The sequence below is a fragment of the Klenkia sp. AC732 genome (assembly GCF_979256525.1).
Window position 1 is genome coordinate 16,473 of sequence record NZ_CEEDOS010000018.1, and the last position, 26,007, is coordinate 42,479.

At 69.6% G+C, this 26,007-nt stretch carries 20 protein-coding genes; 10 read left to right on the plus strand and 10 right to left on the minus strand.

The features are described 5' to 3' along the window. Positions 1 to 112: 112 nt before the first annotated feature. From AC0IVP_RS10490 to AC0IVP_RS10515, 6 genes are all read right to left on the minus strand, one after another. On the minus strand, positions 113 to 1,951 hold the full coding sequence (locus AC0IVP_RS10490; RefSeq protein WP_471756449.1) for a GAP1-N1 domain-containing protein: 1,839 nt from the start codon (positions 1,949 to 1,951) through the stop codon (positions 113 to 115). Beyond that, the gene (locus AC0IVP_RS10495; protein ID WP_471756451.1) at positions 1,941 to 2,843 is read right to left on the minus strand and encodes a TRAFAC clade GTPase domain-containing protein; all 903 of its coding nucleotides are present in this window, start codon (positions 2,841 to 2,843) and stop codon (positions 1,941 to 1,943) included. The genes AC0IVP_RS10490 and AC0IVP_RS10495 overlap by 11 nt, the downstream gene beginning before the upstream one ends. Positions 2,844 to 2,854: 11 nt before the next feature. After that, positions 2,855 to 3,751 carry a TRAFAC clade GTPase domain-containing protein gene (locus AC0IVP_RS10500; RefSeq protein WP_471756453.1) on the minus strand — a complete coding sequence of 299 codons (897 nt, stop codon included), beginning with the start codon at positions 3,749 to 3,751 and terminating at the stop codon, positions 2,855 to 2,857. Then, positions 3,744 to 4,805, minus strand: a complete 1,062-nt coding sequence (locus AC0IVP_RS10505; protein WP_471756455.1) for a GTPase-associated system all-helical protein GASH — start codon at positions 4,803 to 4,805, stop codon at positions 3,744 to 3,746. Before AC0IVP_RS10505 ends, AC0IVP_RS10500 begins: the two co-directional genes overlap by 8 nt. After that, on the minus strand, positions 4,798 to 6,123 hold the full coding sequence (locus AC0IVP_RS10510; protein ID WP_471756457.1) for a metallophosphoesterase family protein: 1,326 nt from the start codon (positions 6,121 to 6,123) through the stop codon (positions 4,798 to 4,800). The genes AC0IVP_RS10505 and AC0IVP_RS10510 overlap by 8 nt, the downstream gene beginning before the upstream one ends. Before the next feature lie 345 nt (positions 6,124 to 6,468). Beyond that, positions 6,469 to 7,170, minus strand: a complete 702-nt coding sequence (locus tag AC0IVP_RS10515) for a FadR/GntR family transcriptional regulator (protein WP_471756459.1) — start codon at positions 7,168 to 7,170, stop codon at positions 6,469 to 6,471. A gap of 88 nt (positions 7,171 to 7,258) precedes the next feature. On the opposite strand from AC0IVP_RS10515, the gene wrbA reads away from it, so the two are divergent. The 5 genes from wrbA (at position 7,259) to AC0IVP_RS10540 (ending at position 11,963) form a co-directional block, all read left to right on the plus strand. After that, a complete protein-coding gene (gene wrbA / locus AC0IVP_RS10520; RefSeq protein WP_471756461.1) occupies positions 7,259 to 7,873 on the plus strand; it encodes an NAD(P)H:quinone oxidoreductase in 615 nt (204 codons plus the stop codon). Beyond that, complete coding sequence (locus AC0IVP_RS10525) at positions 7,870 to 8,475, plus strand: isochorismatase family protein (RefSeq protein ID WP_471756463.1); 606 nt, start codon at positions 7,870 to 7,872, stop codon at positions 8,473 to 8,475. Before wrbA ends, AC0IVP_RS10525 begins: the two co-directional genes overlap by 4 nt. 40 nt (positions 8,476 to 8,515) lie before the next feature. After that, positions 8,516 to 9,895 (plus strand): MmgE/PrpD family protein, encoded by a 1,380-nt coding sequence (locus AC0IVP_RS10530; protein WP_471756465.1) that lies wholly within the window; start codon positions 8,516 to 8,518, stop codon positions 9,893 to 9,895. A 57-nt stretch (positions 9,896 to 9,952) separates the two neighbouring features. Continuing rightward, on the plus strand, positions 9,953 to 11,005 hold the full coding sequence (gene rutA / locus AC0IVP_RS10535) for a pyrimidine utilization protein A (RefSeq protein WP_471756467.1): 1,053 nt from the start codon (positions 9,953 to 9,955) through the stop codon (positions 11,003 to 11,005). 73 nt (positions 11,006 to 11,078) lie between these two features. Beyond that, on the plus strand, positions 11,079 to 11,963 hold the full coding sequence (locus AC0IVP_RS10540) for an isocitrate lyase/PEP mutase family protein (RefSeq protein ID WP_056295210.1): 885 nt from the start codon (positions 11,079 to 11,081) through the stop codon (positions 11,961 to 11,963). Positions 11,964 to 12,010: 47 nt separating this feature from the next. Here the strand turns inward: AC0IVP_RS10540 and AC0IVP_RS10545 are convergent, their stop codons facing one another. Beyond that, positions 12,011 to 12,223, minus strand: coding sequence for a hypothetical protein (locus AC0IVP_RS10545; RefSeq protein ID WP_056295214.1), 213 nt, complete (start codon positions 12,221 to 12,223; stop codon positions 12,011 to 12,013). 103 nt (positions 12,224 to 12,326) lie between these two features. Next, complete coding sequence (locus AC0IVP_RS10550) at positions 12,327 to 15,701, minus strand: pyruvate carboxylase (RefSeq protein WP_471756469.1); 3,375 nt, start codon at positions 15,699 to 15,701, stop codon at positions 12,327 to 12,329. A 64-nt stretch (positions 15,702 to 15,765) separates the two neighbouring features. Here AC0IVP_RS10550 and AC0IVP_RS10555 point away from each other — a divergent pair, with 64 nt between their 5' ends. The 3 genes from AC0IVP_RS10555 to ilvA all read left to right on the plus strand — a co-directional run bounded on the left by AC0IVP_RS10555 (position 15,766) and on the right by ilvA (position 19,061). Further along, entirely contained in the window at positions 15,766 to 16,647 is an 882-nt protein-coding gene (locus AC0IVP_RS10555; RefSeq protein WP_200938857.1) for an SDR family NAD(P)-dependent oxidoreductase, read from the plus strand. Between the two features lie 142 nt (positions 16,648 to 16,789). Continuing rightward, positions 16,790 to 17,716, plus strand: a complete 927-nt coding sequence (locus AC0IVP_RS10560) for an oxygenase MpaB family protein (RefSeq protein ID WP_471756471.1) — start codon at positions 16,790 to 16,792, stop codon at positions 17,714 to 17,716. 103 nt (positions 17,717 to 17,819) lie between these two features. Further along, a complete protein-coding gene (gene ilvA, locus AC0IVP_RS10565; RefSeq protein ID WP_056295223.1) occupies positions 17,820 to 19,061 on the plus strand; it encodes a threonine ammonia-lyase IlvA in 1,242 nt (413 codons plus the stop codon). 19 nt (positions 19,062 to 19,080) lie between these two features. Here the strand turns inward: ilvA and AC0IVP_RS10570 are convergent, their stop codons facing one another. Next, positions 19,081 to 21,402, minus strand: coding sequence for a transketolase-like TK C-terminal-containing protein (locus AC0IVP_RS10570; protein ID WP_471756473.1), 2,322 nt, complete (start codon positions 21,400 to 21,402; stop codon positions 19,081 to 19,083). A gap of 78 nt (positions 21,403 to 21,480) precedes the next feature. On the opposite strand from AC0IVP_RS10570, the gene AC0IVP_RS10575 reads away from it, so the two are divergent. Further along, the gene (locus tag AC0IVP_RS10575) at positions 21,481 to 22,395 is read left to right on the plus strand and encodes an SCO6745 family protein (RefSeq protein WP_471756475.1); all 915 of its coding nucleotides are present in this window, start codon (positions 21,481 to 21,483) and stop codon (positions 22,393 to 22,395) included. Positions 22,396 to 22,567: 172 nt separating this feature from the next. Here AC0IVP_RS10575 and AC0IVP_RS10580 read toward each other — a convergent pair whose 3' ends face one another. Then, a complete protein-coding gene (locus AC0IVP_RS10580) occupies positions 22,568 to 23,626 on the minus strand; it encodes a zinc-dependent dehydrogenase (RefSeq protein WP_471756477.1) in 1,059 nt (352 codons plus the stop codon). Positions 23,627 to 23,937: 311 nt separating this feature from the next. On the opposite strand from AC0IVP_RS10580, the gene AC0IVP_RS10585 reads away from it, so the two are divergent. Next, on the plus strand, positions 23,938 to 25,926 hold the full coding sequence (locus AC0IVP_RS10585; RefSeq protein WP_471756479.1) for a PTS mannitol transporter subunit IICBA: 1,989 nt from the start codon (positions 23,938 to 23,940) through the stop codon (positions 25,924 to 25,926). Positions 25,927 to 26,007: the final 81 nt, after the last annotated feature.

Consider the following 26,007-nt stretch of genomic DNA (forward strand, 5'->3'; position numbering starts at 1 on the left):
TGATCGGGCTGCTCGGGCGGATGTCTCGACGGCCTCCTTCTAACCGATCGATCAGCACGTAACGATGCGCACGCCGTTCCAATCAAACCCTGATTGCCGCCCCGGCTGGGCGTTAACGGTCATACCCAAACACTTTCCGCACAACCTTTAAGACGCTAATGTACCAATCATCACTATGATCAAAGTCCCTGACCAATTCCTGCCCGAACGGCCCCGCGTCACGCAATGCGCGTTGCATTTCCGAGCGACCCCAGTCGTTGGTGCGCGCAGTCGATAATAGGAACCGGCGAAGCCGGAGTGCTGGGTCATGGGCCTCCGGCAGAACTTTTCCTAGACGCTTCCAGGCACTCTGCGGCAGGGTATCTGAAGTCATCGCGTTGTGAAGCGGCCCAAAAACGACCTGCAACACAGCACCCGTGTCTGCCTTCGCATCTACCAAGCATGCGACAGAAGCCATCAACCAAGTGGCTGAGATACGAGACCGCTCCTCTTCGAGAGCAGCTAAAGCAGCCGCCATTTGAGCTTGACCCCGAAGCTGGCCAAGAGACGCTGCCATTAGGAGCAGGCTACTGCTGTATGCACTCCAGTGCGAGTCTGTGATGTCACTTCGGACGAGCGCGCGCATCAACTTTTCATCGCCATCGACAAGCGCGAATACCGGTTCCGGGCCTAACTTCTCTATGGCCACACCCGCATGCCCCGAGCGAATAGCCTTGCGGACAGTGGCAATATTCTTGTCACTCGTCAGTATGTGTCGAACTTGATCGCCGTCCAGCGCTTTCCACGTCTTGAGGGAGAGACGCGCGGCAACGCCATGGATGAACAACTCCGCTGCCCGCCCGTTTGGTTCAGCGAGAACTTCGCGCAACTCGTCGACGGGCGCATCGGTTGCAAGATAATCAGATACCGCACGTAGCGACGTTCCATTCAGGGAATGACCACTACTCACTCCTACCAGCTTGTCTAGGCGGGACTCCTTCGCCTCAGCAATGATCCGCGAATAGACATCGAGACCTACCAGGTCCCAAGACTTCTCGTCAGCAACCATCAACTCGCGCAACAACGCCCATTCTGGCGCCCAGTTCGCGGCGGCCCCAAACACCTCTCGCTCGATGAGTGACCGATTCAACGGGTACTCAGCGAATAGATCAACCAATCTACGCGCTAGCGGAACGTCCCGCCGCACCATTGATCCGGCGATCGCCAGAAGATACCCAACAAGCTCAGGCTCGCTAACATCACTGGCCATGCGGCCGAGCAGTGGTCCAGTGCCGTCCGGCGCCCATACCGCCGCCTCAATCTGTTTCTCCAACAACGTCATTGACCCGCTTGAAGCTACAGGCGCGCCCTGGATGCGCCTGGTGATTACGAAGTCCGCCTTCGGATCTCGACTACGAATGGACTCACGGACTCGAAACGAGAGCCGCTCACGAATGCGTGGCCAAGCGACATACCACACCGCGACTACACCCGCCTCTAGCTCCGAAATGTGGGCAAGAGGAAAACTGGCCACACGTTCACGTCTAGGAGCAAATGCGGCCAACACAGAGCGCGCCCCGAGATCGTTCATCTCCGGCACGGCTTTCCAATCGCGTGTTTCAACATTCAACTGAGATACACGCCCACCGCGCACGGGATCACCGGGGCGCGCGAACAATCTGAATAAATAATGCAGGTTGTCGATTCGGCTAAGCTCCTCTATTGGACAGATGAGAACGTGAGCAGTCACCGCTCCAGGCCGGGCGCTCGATGGGTCCTGCCATGTTGCTGCCAAGGCGTAGGCGCCGTCGTCGGGCAAAGAGAGCCCGGTGATCAGACGCTCAGATGCATCTTTGGGGTAAGTGTCCGTGGCCCCCAACAGGCGCGACACAGTCTTCGACGACAGGCCGACCGAGCCACCGATAAGCCGATGACCTTCGTCGTAACCGAAGTACAGCTGGTCAATGATCATTCTGTATAACCCAAGCGAGAGGGGCGGTGAAAGGAACGGGTCGCCCATCCCCACCGAGGGCATATGCCCTAGACGACACACTGTAATGCGTCTTTAGAATGTCGATATCCCTGCCCAAATCACCCCCCTGCGCCGATACGCCGAACGTCCGAGCCTGGAGGTCGACAGACGATTCCAAGAAATAGCGCAGCGCAGGCACGTGCGCATCCACCCAAGCGGACGGCGAATCGACAGACTCAACAAGGTCCCACGCGCTCACAACTACAGCGAGTCTCAGAGGCCCCCTGACACCCTCAGCGCGTCGCAGAGCGACAACGTTCTCCAGAGCGTCGACAATCTTTGCCGCGGTACATGCTTGTCGAAGGGTGAATGGGGGGGCACCGTTTGCCGGGTCATCCGAATCTACCTCTTCGGCCTTCGACTCGGCGGGCGACCCAGGAGTACCCGCAACTGCTTCACCGCCGCCCTCGGGCGCGGCAGGATCCCCAAGCGAAAGTGCCGCAAAAATCGGGACCGGCTGGTCGGTCTCAGTCGAGTGCAGAAATAAGAGGGCACCTTTTGCCTCGAGCAACGTTGACTCAAGATTGCTATGCCAAATCCGATCTTCGATCAGTAAGCGAAGCGTTTCTCCAGACAAGTCTGGAATCGACAGACTGAGCGTTGGCCCGTCGCCTAAGGCGACCTTTAGCGCCAAGCCCTCAAGGCTATCCACGTCGGTTCTCGCGGGCGCCTTGAAGCTGGTGACCGCCATCCCCAGTTCCTGCAGATACGCGCGATCCCCTGTCACGTCGATTTCGGATAATTCCGTATACTCGTCATCTTGGATCAATTGCCAAAGCGTTCCAAGGTAAGTCGATTTCGCAGTTTGCGGCAGGCCGAGAAAGGTGATCACAGCTTCATCACTCATGAGAAGTTGCCAATCGATCGACTCGCCGGAAACACCGACGAGCTGGCTTCCGGCGCCGGGGCATCTTGAAGCCACAGCAACAGCAACTCGAGTAAGCCCCGGGGCGCTTCCCCACGGGGCCGAGCCGCCGTCCTCACAATCTCACACGGTGTTGACTCGCCGCCCAGCTTCCGCGCGAGACGGTTGAGCAGGGTGCCGAACGCATCCTCATCAGCCGCGGGCAGCAGATCCGTTTTTGTAGCTACGATGGTGAACACGCACTCCTGGCTCAAACTTCTCGACATTCTAAGCGCAAGTATCTGACGAATCGATTGGTTCATTGAAATCTCTCGACGGGTGACATCCGCGAAAGACGCAGCATCGACGACGATGCTCACGTGGTCAACACGGTCAATCCACGGCAGCTCTTCGTCGATCGGACTGCCCTCTCGGATCCGACGGAAGTGTTCGCCTGAGATATCGGCGAGCAAGAGGTCCACTAGCCGCCCGTCCGGTTCTCGGACGCGCAAGTGAAGGAACCCGTCATCCTCCTCTCTAGTGCGGAGCGTTTCTGGGCGCGGAGACATCGACTTGACCCGAGCCATGTGGGTGCGTTGCTCGAACGCCAATGCATTGACCGAACCAGCGAACGTGAGGCCTTCCAGTCGACCCGATAGCATAAATTGATTCCACAACTCGGCGAGCAAGGTCGACTTTCCGACCCTGACTTCACCAGAGAGAAGAATCATCCGCGCTCCGTTCACGCTACGCACAGCACGGGACTGGTCGAGGTCTAGAGCTGAGGAACTCGTGCTCAACTCGCGATGATTCTCCACTATGGGTCCAGGTTGGACCCCTCCCAGAATGTCGTCGTCAGAAAGACCCGAGGCGGCCTCGTCGCTTAGCTCAGTCATTATCGGAGCCTAACTGGTCGAGCATCAGCAGTTCCCTCACAAGTTGCTCCGATAAGGACAACGCCGTTCTCTCTTCTTCTGCCCTGCGAGGGTGTTTCCCATTCCGCTCCGATTCAAGGACATCGGCGCGCCCATGCACGTGAGACAGAATTGGGAATAATGCTGAGCGCCCTGGCGGCGGGACGGGGAGCTTTTCTTTGAGCTCATTAGCATCCGCCGATTCCGCTAGCTGAGTAAGCGTTATTCCTACGGGGGCATGTTGTGCGAGCAATCTTCGCATGACGGCCCCCAGCGATCGAGGCTCTATCGCAAACTCGATAAGATCAAATGCTTCAACACCAAGCACCAGGGCCGCATCTGCGGGCTGCGCCTGTTCCCAGGGTTGCTCCAAAATCGTGCTTGCCCCACTGAATGCCCACCATAAAAGATTTGTTTCTTCATCCATAGCCTGCATCCGCCGCTCGATGCGCCGCTGGAGAGCTGTGAAGGCCCTGCTCGTAGCATTCGTTGCACTAGTCAAGGTAGTTGCTAAGAGCCTTACGTCTTTATCGAACTCCGGATCACTTGCGTCCGTCAGCCGCCCGGCCAGGCCCGCTGTTGCCTTGGTATCTGTCGAGAAGTGGAGAGGCTCTCGCTTTCGCAGCGTCTCTGAGAGCTCAAGGCGACGCGTACGCGCGAGGTTCGCAAGGTCGGCCTTCGCGAAGGTATGACCAGACCATTGTGCGCTACACACAGCCTGCGCCGCGCTGACCTCAGCTCCATCGTCGCTACTACGAAGGATCTCGTGCAGAACCCACCCGGCGACGAGGCGGCTTTCGAGGTCCGTCTCTGCGGCTGAAGAAAAGGAAGCATCATGCCGCTGAAGTTGCTCAGAAAGACCTGTAAACGCTTCATCATCACCGGCACCCACGAAGAGGGTCGTTAGACCCCAAACTGTTATCAGTCCTGGAGCGTCGCACAGCTCCCGAGCGGTGATTTCGATAGCGGCTAAGCGGTCAGACTTATCGTCAGTCTCGACGCGGCGGAACCACGCCGCTAGTTCAGGGCTAGCCATGAGATTGCTCCTGAAGTATCGCTGCAGCCAACTCGGGGAGTCGCTCACTCGCCTCCGCCAGGCGAATAAGAGCAAGATCCGCCTCAAGACTAGCTCCGAGACCGGGAACTTCAAGACCTATGCGCCTGGAAGCACGACCTCGCGCCTCCCGCGTCGAACTGAGGATTGAGTAGATATGCGCGTGGCGCGTCGTGTCGATCGGCTCGGGGTGTTCGGCCGGTGGAATGTCCGCCGACGTGGTTGACGTTTCATTCCCGGCCGAGTCCTTCGCGGCACCAGTTGTGCCAGCGAGAGGGTCAAGGGCTGCGCCAACCCTAGATGAGGGTGCTGATTGTTGTTTCGCGACTCGATAGCTCTGGACGCCCCCAATTTCTGGAGCATAGCCGAAGCCCGCGCGAGACGCGGTCCATTCCCGACCATGGATAGCAACGTCCACATAGTCGGGACTCCCGGCATCATCAATTTCGAGGTAGTTGTACGCCGGGAGCCAACCGTCCTCGGTGCGCGTTGGGTTCACGGAACCGGATGCAACATACAGCGGGCCGTCAGTCACCTTCTGCGTCAAGCCGCTCTCGTGTTCGTGACCAGTCAACACAAGGTGTGCCCTCGAAATCCAAGTGTCTAGAATCGGACCGTCGCGGAGCCAGCGCGGAGGGTGATGGCTCAAAGTCATCTTGATGCTATCGGGCCGCTCGATCAGGCTCGTAAACTGAAAGAGACCAGCAACGAGCAAGTCGGATGCTGCATCGGCATTCTCCTGGCCATCGCAAATCCATGACGAATTTATGCCGTGAATCTCTAGGGTCGAATTTGTTAGCGAGAAGGTCTTGGGCTGGAACTTAAATGTAGTGCTAGAGATATCACACTGGTACGCCGCCGCAAACTCGTTATATGCGTCAAATGGGGCCATCAGCGCGCGTCCAGTCGACGGGTCAGACAGAAATCTCGCGAGGTTATCGCTGACAGCCCGAGGATCGACTTGGCGAAGATAGTTTCTAATTAGCCCATGTACCGCATCCTGCGAACCGCGGTTCACGTCATGGTTGCCGGGCACGCATATAACTTGATCTTCTTTGCAGGAGATGAGGGCTGCCGCATGGGAAAGGAAGGTTGCTGCTTTCTCGTATTCGGAAGCCAGACCGCGGTTTGCTATGTCGCCGACAACTAGGATGCCGTCGGCGGGTCCGACTTGCTCGGCTACAGCGGCAATGTCGGACAGCATCAGATCCCGAACCCGTGCCTCAATATCAGCATCAGGAGGGTGCGTGTCCCACATGTTGGTGAAGTGGATGTCGGAGACGTGCAACAGGCGGACCACCCGAGTGAAAATAGCGCCTGTGGGGACTTATGGCGAGGCAGCGCGGCCCCCGGTCATCCTGAAGCAAGGTCGACGGAGTCCTGCGCCCATCACCGATCGGCGCTGAGCTATGGGCGCGTGAGGACGCAAGGACAAGGCGCGTTGAGCCTCCGTATTAGGCCATGCGGACTGGTGTTAGATCGGCGGAGCCTAGGAAGTGCCCGGCCTGGGGTCGACGAGCTCGGGCCGTTTGGATCACAGGATCGCGGCGAACCGTGGTGGCACCCGCGGCCAGTTGCAGCAAGACGACGACGGGCGAGACCGTGCTCGGCCCCATCACTCCCGCGTTCACCCCAAGCTGACCCATCAGATGCGGCTGAGCCGGTCCATTTGCTGGTACGCGCCGGTCAGGTGGTCCAGGTGCCGCCGCATCGCCGTGACCGCCCCGTCGGCATCCCGGGCCGCGACCAGGTCGTGCAGTTCCGCGTGGTCGTCGGCGACGCATGACCAAAACCCGTCCGGCGCGTGGTCACGGCCGAACCGCGTCGCCAGCACTCGGAACAGCGGCGCGGTGATGACCTCCAGCAGCGGGTTGCCGGTCGCCCGCAGCAGCACCAGGTGGAAGTCCTGGTTCGCCGAGTAGGTGGCCTCGCCGGTCGACACAGCCGGGTCGAACTCCGCCCGCCGGAGGTCCTCCAGCTGCTCGTCGGTCCGGTGCCGGGCAGCCTCGCCGGCCGCGGGCACTTCCAGCAGGTGACGCAACGACATCAGCTGCCCGACCGTCACCCGCTCGGCGGCCGCCATCAGGGTCACGCCGGTCTCCAGGTGCGCCGACAGGTGCCCGACCGTCGGCACGCTCACGAAGCTCCCGCCGGCCACCCCGCGGGTGGTCTGGATCAGGTCCTGCGACGCCAGTGACCGCAGCGCCTCGCGCACGGTCGAGCGCCCGACGCCGAAGTCGGCCGACAGCTCCTGCTCGGTGGGCAGCCGTTGCCCGGGCGCGAGCTCGCCCGAGATGATCCGGGCGCGGATGTTCCCGGCCAGCACGGCGTACGCGGGCCCGGTCACCCGCAGGAGTCTGCCAGCGGAACCGGTTCACACGGTGTTGACACCGCAAGCGTTGACGACACCAATCGTCAGACCGTTTGATGGGCCCGTGCCAGCCGCCCCCCGCATCGCCGTCGTCTTCTACTCCTCCACCGGCAACCTGGCCGCCATGGCCAAGGCCATCGGGCAGGGCGCGGAGTCCCACGGCGCCGAGGTCCGCGTGCGGATCGTCCCCGAGCTCGCGCCCGCGGGAGCCATCGCCGCCAACCCGAAGTGGCAGGCCTTCGTCGACGAGGCCCGTTACGAGACCGCCACCCTCGACGACCTCGAGTGGGCCACCGGCATCGCCCTGGGCAGCCCCACCCGCTTCGGCCTGCCCGCCGGCCAGCTCAAGGAGTTCCTCGACACCACCGGCGGCCTGTGGTTCCAGGGCAAGCTCGCCGACAAGGTCGGGACGGCGTTCACCAGCGCCTCCACCGGCCACGGCGGTCTGGAGTCCACGATCCTGGCGATGAACAACGTGCTCTACCACTGGGGCTCGCTGGTCCTCCCCCTCGGCTACGGCGAGCGGCACCTGATGAAGGAGTCCGGCAACCCCTACGGCGGCTCCTTCGTCTCCCGCTCCGGCGCCGCCCCCGACGACGTGGCCCTGGAGGCCTGCCGACTGCAGGGCGTGCGCCTCGCCAAGTTCGCCGGCATCGTCGCCGACGGGCTCGCGGGATGACCGCCGAGCCAGTCCGGGTCGGCATGGGCCGGCTAGCCTCCACCGAGCGACCCGGGCTGGTCCTGGTCGACTGCCAGAAGCTCTTCACGTTGGACCCTGCCGTCTCCGCGGCCGCCGAGGGCTGCGGCCGGGCCGCCGCGGCCGCCCGCCTGGCCGGCGTCCCGGTCGTCTGGCTCCGGGTGCTCTTCGAGGACGACGACGAGCTCGGCCCGGTCTGGACGGCGAAGGCCCCTGCGCTCAAGCAGCTGCGCCCCGGCGCCGAGCTGGCCGAGTTCGACGACCGCGTCGGGTACGTCGACGGCGACCCGGTGGTGACGAAGAAGCGGGCCTCGGGGTTCGTGCACACCGTGCTCGACGACCTGCTGCACGAGCTCGACGTCCACACCCTCGCCGTCGCCGGGTTCACCACCGCCGGCTGCGTGCGGGCCACCGTCGTCGACGCCGCCTCGCTGGACTACGCCCCCGTCGTCCTCGCCGACGCCGTCGCCGACCGGTCGACCGCCATCCACGACGCCGCGCTGGTCGACCTGGACGCCCGCTACGCCGACGTCGTGCCCGACGGCGTCGCCTGGTTCCGCGCGCTGGGCACTACCGTCGGCTAAACGTCTGACCTATGGTCGCCGTCACAGGAGGGAGTCACCCATGAGCCTCGCCCGCCAGGTCGCCACCGTCGTCGCCCGCACCACCTGGGACGACGTCCCCGCCCCCGTGCTCGACCGCGCCCGCCACCTCGTCCTGGACGCCGTCGGCCTCGCCTTCGCCGCGTCCGCCCACCCGTTCGCCGACACCGCCGCGCAGGCGTTGGGCTCCTTCGGCCACGGCGACGTCCCCGTGCTGGGGTCCAAGACCCGGCTGCCCGCCCGCGACGCCGCCGTCCTCAACGGCGTGCTGGTGCACGGCCTGGACTTCGACGACACCCACATCGGCGCCGTCACCCACGTGTCCGCCTCCGCGCTGCCGGCCGCGATCTCCGCCGCCGTGGCGGCCGACGCCACCACCCGCGACCTGCTGCTGGGCTACGTGCTGGGCGTCGAGGTCGCCGCCCGGGTCGGCCTGGCCGGCGCCGGTGCGTTCCACGACCTCGGCTTCCACCCCACCGCCCTGGCCGGCGCGTTCGGCTCGGCTGTCGCGGCGGGCTCGGTCACCGGTCTCGCAGAGGACCAGCTGGTCGCCGCGCAGGGCGTCGTCGGCTCCATGGCCGCCGGGCTGCTGGAGTTCCTCGAGGACGGCTCCTGGACCAAGCGGCTGCACCCCGGCTGGGCCGCCCAGTCCGGCATCACCGCCGCCGCGTTCGCCGGCGCCGGGTGGAGCGGCCCGGAGGCGGTCTACGAGGGCCGGTTCGGCCTGTTCGCCACCCACCTCGCCGGCCGGGAGACCCACCCCGAGCTGGTCGCGGCCGGCCTGGGCGAGCGGTGGGAGACCGCCGAGACCGCGGTCAAGCCGTACCCGATCTGCCACTTCGCGCACGCCTTCGCCGACGCCGTCCTGCTGCTGCGCGAGCAGCACGACCTGCGCACGGAGGACGTCGCCGCGATCCGCTGCGCCATCCACCCGGTGCCCGGCAAGGTCGTCTGCGAGCCCGCCGCGGCGAAGTGGGAGCCGCGCGACGAGTACGACGCCAAGTTCTCGCTGCCCTACGTCGTCTCCACCGCGCTCGTCCGCGGCCGGTTCACCCTCGCCGAGCTCGAGGACGACGCGCTGCGCGACCCCGAGGTGCTCGCCCTGGCCCGCAAGGTCGAGGTCGTCCCGGACCCGGAGAGCGCCTTCCCGGCCGCGTACTCCGGCTGGGTGCAGATCACCACCACCGACGGCCGGGTGCTGACCCACCGCGAGCAGGTCAACCGCGGCCACGCCGACCGACCGCTCACCGACGACGACGTCGTCACCAAGTTCCGCGGCTCGATGGCCCCGGTGGCCGACGAGGCCACCACCGAGCGGGTGCTGGCCGCCGTCCTGTCCCTGGGCCGCGAGGCCGCCGACACCTCCGCCCGCACGTTCGCCGAGGCCTGCGCCGCCGGCTGACCCCCACAGACCCCCGGCAACGACGCCGGAAACCCCCTTCTAGCCACAGGAGCAGGCATGGACTTCGGCGTCTTCATCCCGATCGGCAACAACGGCTGGTTGATCAGCGAGAACGCACCGCAGTACATGCCGAGCTTCGAGCTGAACAAGCGGATCGTGCAGGAGGCCGAGGCGCAGGACTTCGCCTTCGCGCTGTCGATGATCAAGCTGCGCGGGTTCGGTGGGAAGACCGAGTTCTGGGACCACAACCTGGAGTCCTTCACCCTGATGGCGGGCCTCGCCGCCGTCACCGAGAAGATCAAGCTGTACGCGTCGACCGCCGTCCTCACCCTGCCGCCGGCACTGGTCGCCCGGATGGCCACCACCATCGACTCGATCGCCCCGGGCCGGTTCGGCGTCAACATCGTGTCCGGCTGGGCGTCGGGCGAGTACTCGCAGATGGGCCTGTGGCCCGGCGACCAGTACTTCGGCGAGCGCTACGACTACTCCACCGAGTACGTGCAGGTGCTGCGGGCGCTGTGGGAGACCGGCACCTGCGACCTGGACGGGAAGTACTTCCAGATGACGGACTGCAAGCTGTCCCCACAGCCCAGTGCGCCCATCGACATCGTGTGCGCCGGACAGTCCGAGCGCGGGATGCGGTTCTGCGCCGAGCACGGCGACTACAACTTCATCCTCTCCCCGGGCGTGAACACCCCCGAGACCTACCGGGAGCCCACCGAGAAGCTGGCCGCCGCAGCCGCCGCCAGTGGTCGGGACGTCGGCTCGCTGCCGCTCTTCATGGCGATCATGGCCGACACCGACGAGGAGGCGCAGGCCAAGTGGAAGAGCTACCACGACGGTGCTGACCTGGGCGCCCTCGGCTACATGAGCGACGAGGGGTCCAAGGACACCTCCGCCGACTCCGGCGGCACCGCGCGGACGATCAACCTGCCCGAGGGGGCGGTCAACTTCAACATGGCCACCCTGGTCGGCAGCCCGGAGACCGTCGCCCGGCAGATCGACGAGGTCGCCAAGATGCCCGGGGTCAAGGGGATGATGTTCACCTTCGACGACTTCGAGAAGGGCGTGAAGACCTTCGGTGAGGAGGTCCGGCCCCTGCTCGGCTGACGCTCCGCTGGTGGAGTGGGAGGGGCGCGGTTCTCGCGCCCCTCCCACTCCACCGACACTCGAGAGGACCCCCGTGAGCTCGTTCGTCGCCCCCCGCCCGAACCCGCGTGCCCGGCTGCGTGAGCTGCTGGCAGCCCCCACGCCGCTCATCGCGCCGGGCGCCTACGACGCGTTGAGCGCCCGGCTGGTGCAGCAGGCCGGTTTCGACGTCGTCTACATGACCGGCTTTGGGACGTCGGCGTCCCTGCTCGGGCGCCCGGACGTCGGACTGCTCGGCGGGGCCGAGATGACCGACAACGCCCGCCGGATGGCCCAGGCGGTCGACGTCCCGCTCATCGCCGACGCCGACACCGGCTACGGCAACGCGCTCAACGTCGTCCGCACGGTGCGGGAGTACGAGCAGGCCGGCATCGCCGGGCTGCAGCTGGAGGACCAGGTCTCGCCCAAGCGCTGCGGGCACATGGCCGGCAAGGCCGTCATCGACGTCGAGGAGGCCGTAGCCAAGGTGCGGGCCGCCGTCGCCGCGCGCACCGACCCCGACCTGGTGGTCATCGCCCGCACCGACGTCGCCCAGGTCGAGGGCACCCGCGCCGCGATCGACCGGGCGCTGCGCTTCGCCGACGCCGGCGCCGACGTGCTCTTCGTCGAGGCCCCGCGCACCGCCGAGGACGTCGAGCTGGTGGCGACCGAGCTGGCCGGCCACCACCTGCTCTTCAACTGGGTCGAGGGCGGGCAGACCGAGGGCCTCACCATGGACCGGGTCGCCGAACTGGGATTCTCCCTGGTGCTCTTCCCGATCAGCACGCTGCTGGCCGCCACGCACGCCATGCAGGCGGCGCTGTCGACGCTGAAGCAGACGTCGTCCACCGCCGGGGCGCCGATGGGCGACTTCGACGGGTTCCTGCAGACCATCGGCCTGCCCGAGCTCCGCGCCGACGAGGCCCGCTTCGCGACCTGAGCGCCTGTGGAGTGGGAGGGCGCGGTTCCCGCGCCACTCTCACTCCGTCAGCGACGCGAGGCCAGGATCGCCGACACCGTCAGCACGTCCAACCGCAGCGCGTCCGGGCGGCCGCGCAGCCAGGCCGGCTCGGCCGTCGTCCGGAACCGGTGGACCACCGCCACGGCGGCGTCCTCGGCGGGGGCGCCGGTACCCAGCACGCGCTGGAGCCGGCCGAACACGTGCGTCAGGTGGTCCAGGGGGACTGCGGCTGACGTCATGGGGACACCGTCTCTCGTGTCGTGCCACTCAGTGTGACACGACACAGCGTGAGGCCTCCGGAACGGAAAAGAACGGATCGCCACGCCGTCCCACCCGGTCGGGCTACCGCAGCACCACCAACAGGTCACCGCCCTCGACCTGCTGCACCGCGCTGATCGCCACCCGGGACACCGTCCCGGCCTGCGGCGCGGTGATGCCGGCCTCCATCTTCATCGCCTCGATCGTGGCGATCGTGTCCCCGGCAGCGACCTGGTCGCCCTCGGCCACCTGCAGGGTCACGACGCCGGCGAACGGCGCGGGCACCTGGCCGGCGTCGGCACGGTCGGCCTTCTCCGCGGCCTTGACCGCCGAGTCCACCGACCGGTCCCGCACGCTCACCGGGCGCAGCTGGCCGTTGAGGGTGCACATGACGGTCCGCATGCCCCGCTCGTCGGCGTCGCTGACCGCCTCGACCCCGATCAGCAGCCGCACGCCGGGCTCCAGGTCGACCGCGTGCTCGGTGCCGCGGCGCAGGCCGTAGAGGAACTCCTTGGACGGCAGCACCGAGGTGTCGCCGTAGGTCTCCCGGTGGGCGTCGAACTCCTTGGTCGGCCCGGGGAAGAGCAGCCGGTTCAGCGTCGGCCGCGGCGTCTCCGCCAGGCCGGCCAGGTCCTCCTCGGACAGCTCTGCCGCGGGCTCGGCAGCGCGGCGGCCCTCCAGCGCGCGGGTGCGGAACGGCTCGGGCCAGCCGCCGGGCGGGTCGCCCAGCTCGCCGCGCAGGAAGCCGACCACCGAGTCCGGGACGTCGAACTTCCCCGGGTCCTCGGCGAACGCGGTGACGTCGACCCCGGCGCCGACCAGCTGCAGCGCCAGGTCGCCCACCACCTTGGACGACGGCGTCACCTTCACCAGGTGCCCGAGCAGCCGGTCGGCCGCGGCGTAGGCGTCCTCGACCTCCTCGAACCGCTGCCCCAGGCCCAGCGCGATCGCCTGCTGGCGCAGGTTGGACAGCTGGCCACCGGGGATCTCGTGGGTGTAGACCCGCCCGGTCGGACTGGGCAGCCCGGACTCGAAGGGCGCGTACACCCGCCGGACGGCCTCCCAGTACGGCTCCAGGTCGTTGACCGCGGTCAGGTCCAGCCCGGTCGCCCGCGGGGTGTGGTCCGTGGCGGCCACGATCGCCGACAGCGGCGGCTGGCTGGTGGTGCCCGCCATCGACGCCACGGCGCCGTCGACGGCGTCCACACCCGCCTGCCAGGCCGCCATCAGGGTGGCCAGCTGGCCGCCCGCGGTGTCGTGGGTGTGCAGGTGCACCGGCAGGTCGAACCGCTCCCGCAGCGCCGTCACCAGGGTGGCCGCGGCCGGCGGGCGCAGCAGACCGGCCATGTCCTTGATCGCCAGCACGTGCGCGCCGGCCTCGACGATCTGCTCGGCCAGCCGCAGGTAGTAGTCCAGCGTGTACAGCTGCTCGGCCGGGTCGGACAGGTCGCCGGTGTAGCAGAGCGCCACCTCCGCCAGCGCCGTCCCGGTCTCCCGGACCGCCTCGATCGCCGGACGCATCTGGGACACGTCGTTGAGGGCGTCGAACACCCGGAACACGTCGATGCCGGTGCGGGCGGCCTCGGCCACGAACGTCGTCGTCACCTGGGTCGGGTAGGGCGTGTAGCCCACCGTGTTCCGCCCGCGCAGCAGCATCTGCAGCGCCACGTTGGGCACCGCCTCGCGCAGCGCTGCCAGCCGCTCCCACGGGTCCTCGTGCAGGAAGCGCAGCGCCACGTCGTACGTCGCCCCGCCCCAGGCCTCCAGGCTCAGCAGCTGCGGCGTCGTCCGGGCCACGTGCGGGGCGACGGCCAGCAGGTCCTTGGTGCGCACCCGGGTGGCCAGCAGCGACTGGTGGGCGTCCCGGAACGTCGTGTCGGTGACGGCGAGGGCCTCCTGGGCGCGCAGCGCCGCCGCGAACCCCTCCGGGCCCAGCTCGGCCAGCCGCTGCCGGGACCCCGCCGGCGGCTCCCCGACCAGCTCGACCGCGGGCAGCTTGGACATCGGGTCCACCAGGTGCGGGCGCTCGCCGTGCGGCTGGTTCACCGTGACGTCGGCCAGGTAGGTCAACAGCCGGGTGCCGCGGTCGGCGGACTGCCGCGCCGTGAGCAGCTCCGGGCGCTCCTCGATGAACGACGTCGTCACCCGGCCGGCGCGGAAGTCCGGGTCGTCCAGCACGGCCTGCAGGAACGGGATGTTCGTGGAGACACCGCGGATGCGGAACTCGGCGACGGCGCGGCGGGCCCGGGCCACGGCGATGTCGAAGTCCCGGCCGCGGCAGGTCAGCTTCACCAGCATCGAGTCGAAGTGCGCCCCCACCTCGGCGCCCAGGGAGGACCCGCCGTCCAGCCGGACGCCGGCGCCGCCGGGTGAGCGGTAGGCGGTGATCCGGCCGGTGTCCGGGCGGAACCCGTTGGCCGGGTCCTCGGTGGTGATCCGGCACTGCAGGGCCGCCCCGCGCAGCTGCACCGTCTCCTGGCTCAGCCCCAGGTCGGCGAGGGACTCACCGGCGGCGATCCGCAGCTGGGACTGCACCAGGTCGACGTCGGTGACCTCCTCGGTGACCGTGTGCTCCACCTGGATCCGCGGGTTCATCTCGATGAAGACGTAGTGGCCGCTCGCGTCGAGCAGGAACTCCACGGTGCCGGCGCAGGTGTAGTCGATGGCCCGGGCGAAGGCGACGGCGTCCGCGCACATCCGCTCCCGCAGCTCCTGGGGCAGGTTCGGCGCGGGCGCCAGCTCGATGACCTTCTGGTGCCGGCGCTGGACGGAACAGTCCCGCTCGAACAGGTGCATGACGTTGCCCTGGGTGTCGGCCAGGATCTGCACCTCGATGTGCCGCGGGTCCACCACCGCCTGCTCGATGAACACCGTGGCGTCGCCGAACGCCGACTCGGCCTCCCGCATCGCGGCCTCGATGGACCCGCGCAGCGCACCCTCGTCGTCCACCTTGCGCATGCCGCGCCCGCCACCGCCGGCGACCGCTTTCACGAACAGCGGGTAAGCCATCTCCCGGGCCTGCTCCAGCAGGGTGTCGACGTCGTCGGTGGGGTCGGTGGAGCCCAGCACCGGCAGCCCGGCGGCCTTCGCCGCGGCGATCGCCCGGGCCTTGTTGCCGGTCAGCTCCAGCACGGCCGCGCTGGGCCCGACGAAGGTGATGCCGGCGTCCGCACAGGCCGCGGCCAGGTCCGGGTTCTCGGACAGGAAGCCGTAGCCGGGGTAGACGGCGTCCGCACCCGCCCGCTGCGCCGCCGCCACCACGGCCGCGACGTCGAGGTAGGCGCGCACCGGGTGCCCGGGCTCGCCGATCTCGTAGGACTCGTCGGCCTTCAGCCGGTGCACCGAGTTCCGGTCCTCGTGCGGGAAGACGGCGACCGTGCCCGCCCCGAGCTCGTAGGCGGCGCGGAACGCCCGGACGGCGATCTCCCCGCGGTTGGCGACCAGGACCTTGGAGAACACGCGTCGACCTCTCAGCAGAGCAACGGGGTGTGGGCACGGTATCGGTCGGGGTAGCTCCGGAGGTGTGGAGACCTCACGCACCGCCCTGATCACCGGCGCCTCCAGCGGCATCGGCCGGGCCACCGCCCTGCTGCTCGCCGAGGAGGGTGCCCGGCTCGTGCTGCTGGCCCGCGACCGCGGCACCCTCGAGGACGCCGCCGCCGAGTGCCGGGCCGCCGGGGCGACCGACGTCGTCGTCGAACCCTGCGACGTCAACGACCGGGCCGGGCTCGGGGACGTCGTCCGCCGCACCGTCGAGCGGTTCGGCAGCCTGGACCTCGTCGTCCACTCGGCGACCGTGATGGCCTACGGCGACGTCGAGGACCTGCGCGCCGAGGTGTTCGAGCAGGTCGTGGACACCGCCATCCACGGCACCGCCAACGTCGCCCGCCCGGTGCTCGCCCAGTTCCGCCGGCAGGGCCGCGGCGACCTCGTCGTCGTCAGCTCGCTGCTGGCCTCGATCACCGCCCCCACGATGGGCGCCTACGCCACCGCCAAGTGGGGTCAGCTCGGCCTGGTGCGCACCCTGCAGCAGGAGACCCGCGACGTCCGCGACATCCACGTCTCCGCCGTCTCGCCGGGTGGCGTCAACACCCCGATCTACTACCAGGCCGCGACAGTGCTGGGGAACACCGGACACCCGCCGCCCCCGGTCTACTCCCCCACCCGCGTGGGCCGGGCGATCCTCGCTGTCGCCGAGAACCCGCGCCGGCTCAAGCAGTCCGGCATCGCCAACCCGCTGATCATCGCCGGGTACCGGCTGCTGCCGCCGGTCTTCGACACCCTGGTCGGGCCGCTGCTCAAGGTGTTCGGGATGAGCCGGGACTCTGTGCCCGCCACCGACGGCAACGTCTTCGAGTCCCGCCCGGAGAAGAACGACAAGACCGGCCCCTGGCGCGACATCTGACCCCACGCCAGGCCCCCTCCCGCCGGTGATCATGGGGTCGTCGCCGGTCGACACGCCGTCCACCGCGTGTCGGATGACGACGACCCCGTGATCACCGCGGGCTGGGCGGGCCCGAGCGGGTGCGAACCCGCACGATGGGTGGGTGTGGAAGCCCAGTGACCTCGCCGACGCCGCGCGGGCGGCGTTCCGCGGCCGGGTGTCCGGCGACCCGACCGGCGCCCCGGACTGGGTGCGCGACATCGCCCGGGTCGGTGAGGGCGACGGCTGGTTCGACCCGGACGGCGTCGTCTGGCGGGTGCACGGGGACCTGTCCACGCTGGTCGGCGGCGTGGCGGCACTGCTCGGGCAGGGCGCGCACCCGCTCGCACTGGCCGGCGTCCAGCGGCACTCGGCCTACCGCGAGGACCCGTGGAAGCGGCTGGCCGGCACCGCCCGCTGGCTGGTGGTCAGCACCTTCGGCTCCGCACAGCTCGCCGAGCGGGAGTCCGCCCGGGTCCGCGGCATGCACCGCCGCGTGAAGGGCACCCTGGACGACGGCCGGGCCTACTCCGCCGGCGACCCGGACCTGCTGCGCTGGGTGCACCTGGCCTTCACCGACGCCTTCCTGGCCGCCCAGACCGCCGTCGGCCGGGACATGAGCCGCTTCGGCCCGCGCTGGGGCGACACCTACGTGCACGACTGGGCCCGCACCGCTGAGGCCCTGGGCGCCACCGACCTGCCGCACTCCCGGGACGAGCTGGCCCAGGCCCTCGAGCAGTACGCGCCCACCCTGGAGCCGGTGCCCGCGGACCTGCTGGCGTTCCTGTCCGCACCGCCCGGGCTGTCCGCCCCCGAGCGGGTCGTCTACTCCGGGTTCTCCGGCGGGGCGGCGCTGCTGGTCTCCCCCACCATCGCCCCGCTGGCCGGCGTCCCCGGTCGGGCCGTGCGCGGGCTCCGCGAGCGCGGCCAGCTCGCCGTCACCACGGCGCAGCTGCGCGGACTGAACCTGGCCCTGGGCTCGCACAGCCCGTCGGAGGAGGCCGCCCGCTGGCGCCTGGGCACCGGCCCCGCCCCCGCCTGGGCCGCCTGACCCCGTCGACCATCGTGCGGTGGTCGCCCCGACACGCCCTCCCGAGCGCGGTGCGCGACCACCTGACGATGATCAACAGGAAGCGGGCGAGGAGGATGGGCCGGTGACCTCCTCCTTCTCCGCCGAGGTCGGGGCTGCCGTCGGGCGGCTGGCCGGGGTCGCGGTGACCACGCCCGTGCAGCGCAACGACCGGCTGTCCGCCGTCACCGGCGCCGACGTCTGGTTCAAGCGCGAGGACCTGCAGGTCGGCCGCTCCTACAAGGTGCGCGGCGCCTACAACACCATCGCGCAGCTCCCGGCCGGCTCCACCGCGGTGACCGCCAGCGCCGGCAACCACGGCCAGGGCTTCGCGCACGCCTGCCGCACCCTCGGCGTCCGGGGGCACGTGTTCGTCCCCGGCACGACGCCCAGGCAGAAGCGGCAGCGCATCGCCGCCCTCGGTGGGGACGCCGTCACCCTGGTCGTCGAGGGCGACACCTACGACGACGCCGCCCGGGCCGCCGCCGCGCACGCCGCCGGCACCGGGGCGACGCTGGTGCCCGCGTTCGACGCGCTGTCCACCGTCGCCGGGCAGGCCACCGTCGCGGTCGAGGCGCTGTCCCAGCTGCCGTTCGTGCCCGACGTCGTCGTGCTGCCGGTGGGCGGGGGCGGGCTGCTGGCCGGCTGCGCGACCTGGCTGGCCGAGCACGCGCCCGGCACCCGCGTCGTCGGCGTCGAGCCGGTCGGCGCGGCCAACATGGCCGCCGCCCTCGCTGCGGGCGAGCCGGTGACGCTGGCCGACATCGACACCTTCGTCGACGGCGCCGCCGTCCGCCGGGCCGGCGACGTCACCTACCCGCTGGTCCGTGACGCCGGCGTCGAGCTGGTCACCGTGCCCGAGGGCGCCATCTGCACCGAGATGCTCGAGCTGTACCAGGTGGACGGCGTCATCGCCGAGCCCGCCGGGGCACTGGCCAGCGCGGCGCTGACCTCGGGTGCGGTCGTCGTGGAGCCGGGGCAGACCGTGCTGTGCCTGCTGTCCGGGGGCAACAACGACGTCAGCCGGTACGCCGAGGTCGTCGAGCGATCGCTGGTGCACCGCGGGCTCAAGCACTACTTCCTGGTCGAGTTCCCGCAGGAGCCCGGGGCGCTGCGCCGCTTCCTGGACGAGGTCCTCGGCCCGGACGACGACATCGTGCTCTTCGAGTACGTGAAGCGGGACAACCGGGAGACCGGCGCCGCGCTCACCGGCATCGAGCTGGGCAGCGTCGACGGGCTGGCCCCGCTGCTGGGCCGGATCGAGGCCGGGCCGCTCAAGATCGAGCACCTGGCCCCGGGGACGACGGCCTACCGCTTCCTGGTCTGAGGCCGCCGTCGCGGCGTCCTCAGTCCACCAGGTCCAGGGCGGCGCCGACGATGGCGTCGGTGTCGATGCCGTGGTGCCGGTAGACGCTGGCCAGGTCACCGGACTGCCCGAACCGGGTGACGCCCAGGTGCACCGCGGGCACCCGGTGGACGCCGGCCAGGAACGCCAGGGTGTGCGGGTGGCCGTCGAGCACGGTGACCATCGGGACGGCGCGGTCGGCGGGGAACACCTGGTCCAGCACGGCGGTGGCGGCGTCGTCCTGACCGCGGCGGGCCTGCAGCGCACGGAACAGCAGGCCCGGGCTGGTGACGACGACGACGTCGGCCGGGAACCCCAGCCCGCCGAGCCTGTCGGCGGCGGCCAGGCCCTCGGTGACCATCGCGCCCATCGTCACCACGGTGACGGCGGGGGCGGCGTCACGGCGCAGCGCGTAGGCCCCGGCCACCACCTGGCGACGGCGGCGCTCCCGGGCAGCCGGGTCCTCGGGCACCGCGGCCAGGGTCTGGTCGACCGGCCGGGTGGACAGCCGCAGGTAGGCCGAGGTGCCGTCGGGGCGGCCCAGCCGGCCCAGCGAGGCCAGCAGGCACCACTCGGTGTCCAGCGCGAACGCCGGCTCGTAGGTGACCACGCCGGGCTGCTCCAGGCCGATGGACGGCGTGGTGATCGACTGGTGCGCGCCGCCCTCGCCGGCCAGCGTCACCCCGGACGGCGTCCCCACCAGGATCGACTGCCCGCCGGCGTAGACGCCGAAGCTCCAGGGCTCCAGGGCCCGGGAGACGAACGGGTCGTACATGACGCCGATCGGCAGCAGCGGCTGCTGCCACCGGTTCCACGTGGAACCCAGCTCGCCCATCAGCGACACCAGGTTGACCTCGGCGATGCCCAGCTCGATGTGCTGCCCGGACGGGCGCTCCCGCCAGTGCAGGATCGTCTCGGGGTCGTCGGAGAACCAGTCGTGCCGGTCCTCGGCCGACCAGACGCCGACCTTGTTCACCCAGCCGCCCAGGTTGGTGGACGAGGACACGTCCGGGCTGACCGTGACCACCCGGGCGCCGGCCTCGGGGGCGGCCCGGTTGAGGTCCAGCAGGGTGCGGCCCAGCGCAGCCTGGGTGGTCGCCGTCCCCGACGGGGTGCGGCCCAGGTCGCCCGGCACCGACGGCGCCGGGGCACCCTCGTGGTCGGTGCGCCCCAGCCGGTCAGCCGCGGCGGCGAGCAGCCGGCCGCCGGGGGAGGTGGGCTCCAGCCGGGCCCACGGGTCGGCCGGGTCCACGCCCACCCGGGCGGCGAGCTCGTGCAGCTGGGCCTCGGTGAGCAGCGCCGAGTGGTTCTGCGGGTGCCCTTCGGTGGCCAGGCCGTAGCCCTTGAGCGTGTAGGCCAGCACGACGGTGGGGCGGGTGTCGTCGATCTGGGCGAACGCCGTCCGCAGCGCCGTCAGGTCGTGGCCACCCAGGTTGCGGACCGCGGCCAGCAGGTCGGCGTCGGGGACGTCGGCGATCAGCCGGGCGACGTCGTCGGCACCGTGGCCCTCACCGGGCAGGTGCTGGCGCAGCTCCTCGGGTGTGCGGCGCAGCATCCGCTGGTACTCGGGGTTGGTCATGGTGTCGATCCGGTCGCGCAGCGCCGGACCGCCGTCCCGGGTGAAGAGCTCCTCCAGCAGCGCGCCGTACTTCACCGTCAGCACCTGCCAGCCGGCCGCGGCGAACATGCCCTGCAGCCGGGCGGCGCCCATCGTGGGGACGACGCGGTCCAGCGACTGCCGGTTCAGGTCCACCACCCAGACGACCTCGCCCAGCTCGGCGACCATCGGGTCGACCACGGCCTCCCACACCGCACCCTCGTCCAGCTCGGCGTCCCCGACCAGGGACCACTGCCGACCGGCACCGCCGGTGCCGAACTGGGTGTTGACGTACCGGCGGGCGATCGCGCCCCAGATCGGGGCGGTGGCCCCGATGCCGACCGAGCCGGTCGAGTAGTCGGCGGGGACCGGGTCCTTGAGCCGCGAGGGGTAGGACTGCAGGCCACCGAACTCGCGCAGCGTCGTCAGCTTCTCCGCCGGCAGCTGGCCGAGCAGGTACTCCAGGGCGTGCAGCACCGGCGAGGCGTGCGGCTTCACCGACACCCGGTCCTCCGGGCCCAGGGCCTCCAGCCACAGCGCCGTCATGATCGTGGTGATCGAGGCGCTCGACGCCTGGTGGCCGCCCACCTTGAGCCCCGACGGGTTCGGCCGCACCCGGTTCGCGTGGTCGACGATCGCGCTGGCCAGCCACAGCACGCGCTCCTCGACCTCACGCAGGGCGGCGTCGGGACGGGTGTCGGCAGCGGCGCCGAGGGTGGCGGTCATGGGCCCAGCATCCCAGTGCGACCGGCTCTACGCTGCGCCCAGGTGGCCTGCGCCACACCCCCAGACCCGGAGGGCCCGATGGACTACGCCGAGCTCCAGACCGCCTTCCTCGGGGAGCCCGCGCCCGGACGCCCCGCCCCCCGGGTGCCCGACACCCCGGCCCGGCGGCTGCGCGACGCCGCCGAGCCGCTGGCCACCGTCGGCTTCTGGGGCCGCCCCGCCTACGCCGCCCTGGAGGCGCTGGGCCTGGAGTTCCTCACCGGCTACGTCTGGGCGCGGACCGCGCCGATGGGCGAGCCGACGGCGCCGGTCGTCGTCGCCGCGTTCGGGGTGTTCGAGCCGGGCCTGGTGACGTCGCTGTACGACCAGGCGCGGGCCCAGGCCGGCCGGGACGACGTCCTCGCCGCCCGGGAGCGGGGTGCGGTGGAGTCGCTGCGGGAGCTGCTGGCCGACGTCCCCACCCGGGAGGTGGAGACGGCGGTGGCACAGCTGCGTCGAGCCACCGACCTCGTCGTCGCCGACGTCGCGGGCCGGCCGCTGACCGCGGGCCTGGCCTCGCTGGAGTGGCCGGCGGACCCGCTCGGTGCGCTGTGGCACGCGACCTCGCTGTTGCGCGAGCACCGCGGCGACGTGCACCAGGCGGCGAACGTGGCCGCGGGGCTCAGCGGCGTCCAGATGAACCTGGTGACCGAGCACTGGGTGGGCTGGGAGCCCGGCGCCTACGCCGGCACCCGCGGCTGGTCCCCGGAGGTGATGGCCGCCGCCGGCGCCGACCTGACCGCCCGCGGCTGGGTCGCCGACGGCGCACTCACCCCGCTCGGCCAGACCGAGCGCGACCGGATCGAGGCGCAGACCGACGCCGCGATGGACCGGGTGCTGGCCCCCGTCGGGGAGGACCTGCCCGCGCTCACCGAGCAGCTGGACGCCTGGTCGGCGCTGGTGCTCGCCGGCGGTGCCGCACCCCTGGACCCGTACAAGCGCGTCTCGGGCTGACCCCGCGGGCGGCGAGCGTTGATCAGGGTCCCTGATCAGAGTCCGTCCACCCTCACGACACGTCCCGAGGGAGGACGGACTCCGGTGAACGCCCCTGATCCACGCTCGCCCCCCGCCGGAGACGACGAACGCCCCGGGGCGGCGGGCACCCGGGGCGTTCGTCCGTCCTGCGTCAGGGCTCGACGGTCACCTTGATGGCGGTGCCGGCCTTGACGATGTCGAAGGCCTCCATCGCGCGCTCCAGCGGGAGGCGCGCGGTGATCAGGTCCTTGACCGGGACCTGACCGGTGGAGATGTACTCCAGGGCGCGCTTGTTGTGCTCGGGGGCCGAGCCGTTGGCGCCGTGGATGTGCAGCTGGCGGTAGTGCACGACGTTGGAGTCGCAGGTGATCGTCGGGTTGGTCTTGGGCAGACCGCCGAAGAAGGAGATCCGGCCGTTGCGGGCGGCCATCGCGATGGCCTGCTCCTGGGTGACGTTGGCCGCGGTCGCGGTGATGACGACGTCGGCACCGCGGCCGCCGGTCAGCTCCATGACCCGCTCGACGACGTTGACCTCGGCGCCGTTGATCGTCTCGTCGGGCTGGACGGCGTCGGCCGACATCTGCAGCCGCTCGGCGTTGACGTCGACCAGGAACACCTTGCCGACCTTGTGCACGCCGCGGGCGATGCGGATGTGCATGCAGCCGATGGGGCCGGCGCCGAAGACGACGAGGGTGTCGCCCTCCTCGATGCCCAGCAGCTCCTGGGCGTTGATGGCGCAGGCGAAGGGCTCGGCGGCGGAGGCCTCGTCGTAGCCGACGTTGTCCGGGATCCGGTTGAGGCCGTCGACCTTGAGGACCTGCTGCGGGACGATCATGAACTCGGCGAAGCCACCGTCGTACTGGTAGCCCACCGAGGTCTGGTTCTGGCAGACGGCCATCCAGCCCTTGCGGCACTCGTGGCACTCCCCGCAGGGCACCGCGGCGATGACCTGGACGCGGTCACCGGGGGCCCAGCTGCTGCCGTGCGTGCTGTTGACGTCGGCGCCGACCTCGACGACCTCGCCGGCGATCTCGTGGCCGATCGTCCGCGGCGGGGTCAGGTTCTGGTGCCCGTTGTGGAAGATCTTGACGTCGGTGCCGCAGGTGGAGCAGTTCTTCACCGCGATCTTGACCTCACCGGGCCCGCACTCGGGCTCCGGCACGTCCTCGAGGCGGACGTCTTCGGGGGCGTAGAACCGCAGGGCCTTCATGGGTGTCCTCCACAGGGGTGGGTCGAGAGCCGGTCGCCGCTCCACGCATCGCTCGTCGAGCATGTGTCGGCGATCACTGTAGTGGCGCGTTCCCGAGCCACTTCTCCGGAACCGCAACAGAGCCTATTTCCGACTACGTTTGCTTCGATCCGGAACGGCTTGACTCTAGGCCCTTGACCGCGGCCGTGCGCCCGTATACAAACGCATACGCAGATCCGTGACTGTGGTCACAGGACTGCACCACACTCAAGACCCGGGCCCGGGACACCGCCGATCGAGGCGCCCGCGGCCCCCACGGAGGAAGGCTCACCATGGCCAGCACCACAGAGGCAGCGCCCCGAGGAGGAGCCCGGCTGCACGTGCAGCGGTTCGGCACCTTCTTGTCGAACATGGTGCTGCCCAACATCGGGGCGTTCATCGCCTGGGGCCTGATCACCGCGCTCTTCATCGAGACCGGCTGGATCACCCTCATCGGCGACGCCCTGGGCCACCAGGGCGGCTACGGCTTCGTCGAGAAGCTCGGCGCCTGGGGCTCCGGCGCCGAGGGCACCGGCATCGTCGGCCCGATGATCACCTACCTGTTGCCGCTGCTCATCGGCTACACGGGTGGCCGGATGATGTACAACGACAACCTCCGCGGCGGCGTCGTCGGCGCCATCGCGACCATGGGCGCCATCACCGGCGCCAGCGTCCCGATGTTCCTGGGCGCCATGGTCATGGGGCCGCTCGGCGGCTGGTCGATGAAGAAGCTCGACGGCCTGTGGGCGCACAAGATCCGCCCCGGCTTCGAGATGCTGGTCAACAACTTCTCCGCCGGCATCTGGGGCGGCTTCCTCGCCGTCGTGGGCTTCGTGATCGCCGGCCCGTTCGTGCAGGCCTTCTCCAACCTGGCGTCCAACGTCGTGGACACCCTGGTCAGCAACAACCTCCTGCCGCTGACCTCGATCTTCATCGAGCCCGCGAAGATCCTGTTCCTCAACAACGCCATCAACCAGGGCATCCTGACCCCGCTGGGCACCAACGAGGCCGCCAGCGCCGGCCAGTCGATCCTCTTCCTGCTCGAGGCCAACCCCGGCCCGGGCCTGGGCCTGCTGCTGGCCTTCGCGCTCTTCGGCCGCGGCGCCGCCAAGTCCTCGGCCCCCGGCGCGATCCTGATCCAGTTCGTCGGCGGCATCCACGAGATCTACTTCCCCTACGTGCTGGCCAAGCCGAAGCTGGTCGCGGCCGTGATCCTCGGCGGCATGGCCGGCGTCGCCACCAACGTCGCCTTCGGCTCGGGCCTGCGGTCCCCCGCCTCGCCCGGCTCGATCATCGCCGTCTGGGCCGCCTCGCCCCCGAGCAGCCTGCTAGGCGTCACCGCCTCGGTGATCGTCGCCGCCGGCGTCTCGTTCGTCGTCGCCGCGTTCCTGCTCAAGATCGACAAGACCCCGGACGACGGTGACCTGTCCGCCGCCACCGCACAGATGGAGGCCGCGAAGGGCAAGAAGTCCTCGGTCGCCGGCATGCTCGGCGGCTCGTCCACCGGGACCACCGGGCCGATCCACTCGATCGTCTTCGCCTGCGACGCCGGCATGGGCTCCTCGGCCATGGGCGCCTCGGTGCTGCGCAAGAAGGTGCACGGCGCCGGGTTCGGCGACGTCACCGTCGTCAACAAGGCCATCAGCAACCTGACCGACGACGCCGACCTCGTCGTCACCCACCAGGACCTCACCGCCCGCGCCCAGCAGAAGACCCCCTCCGCCGCGCACGTCTCGGTGGAGAACTTCATGGCCAGCCCGCGGTACGACGAGATCGTCGACCTGCTCCGCCAGCGCAACGGCGGTGGCAGCGCCCAGACCGCGGCCGCCACCACCAGCGGCGGCGTGGACAGCTCCCTGCTGTCCCGCGAGTCGATCGTGCTGGACGCCGCCGGCGACAAGGCCGCCGCGATCAGCCAGGCCGGTGAGCTGCTCGTCGCCGCCGGCGCCGTGGACGCCTCCTACGTGCGGGCCATGCACGAGCGGGAGACCTCGGTGTCGACCTACATGGGCAACCTGCTGGCCATCCCGCACGGCACCAACGAGGCCAAGCCCTCCATCAAGCGGTCGGCGATCTCCTTCGTCCGTTTCCCGCAGGGCGTGGACTGGAACGGCAAGCAGGTCAAGTTCGTCATCGGCATCGCCGGCGCCGGCGACGACCACCTGAAGCTGCTCGGCCGGATCGGTGAGGTCTTCACCGACGACGCCCAGGTCGCCCGCCTCGAGGCCGCCCGCACCCCGGACGACGTGCTCGCCGTCCTCGGGAGCATGCAGCCGGCGTAGTCGGCACCGCACGCGAACGGCCCCGGTCCCCTGCGGACCGGGGCCGTTCTGCGTCCCCACCCCGCGACGCCCCGGCATGGG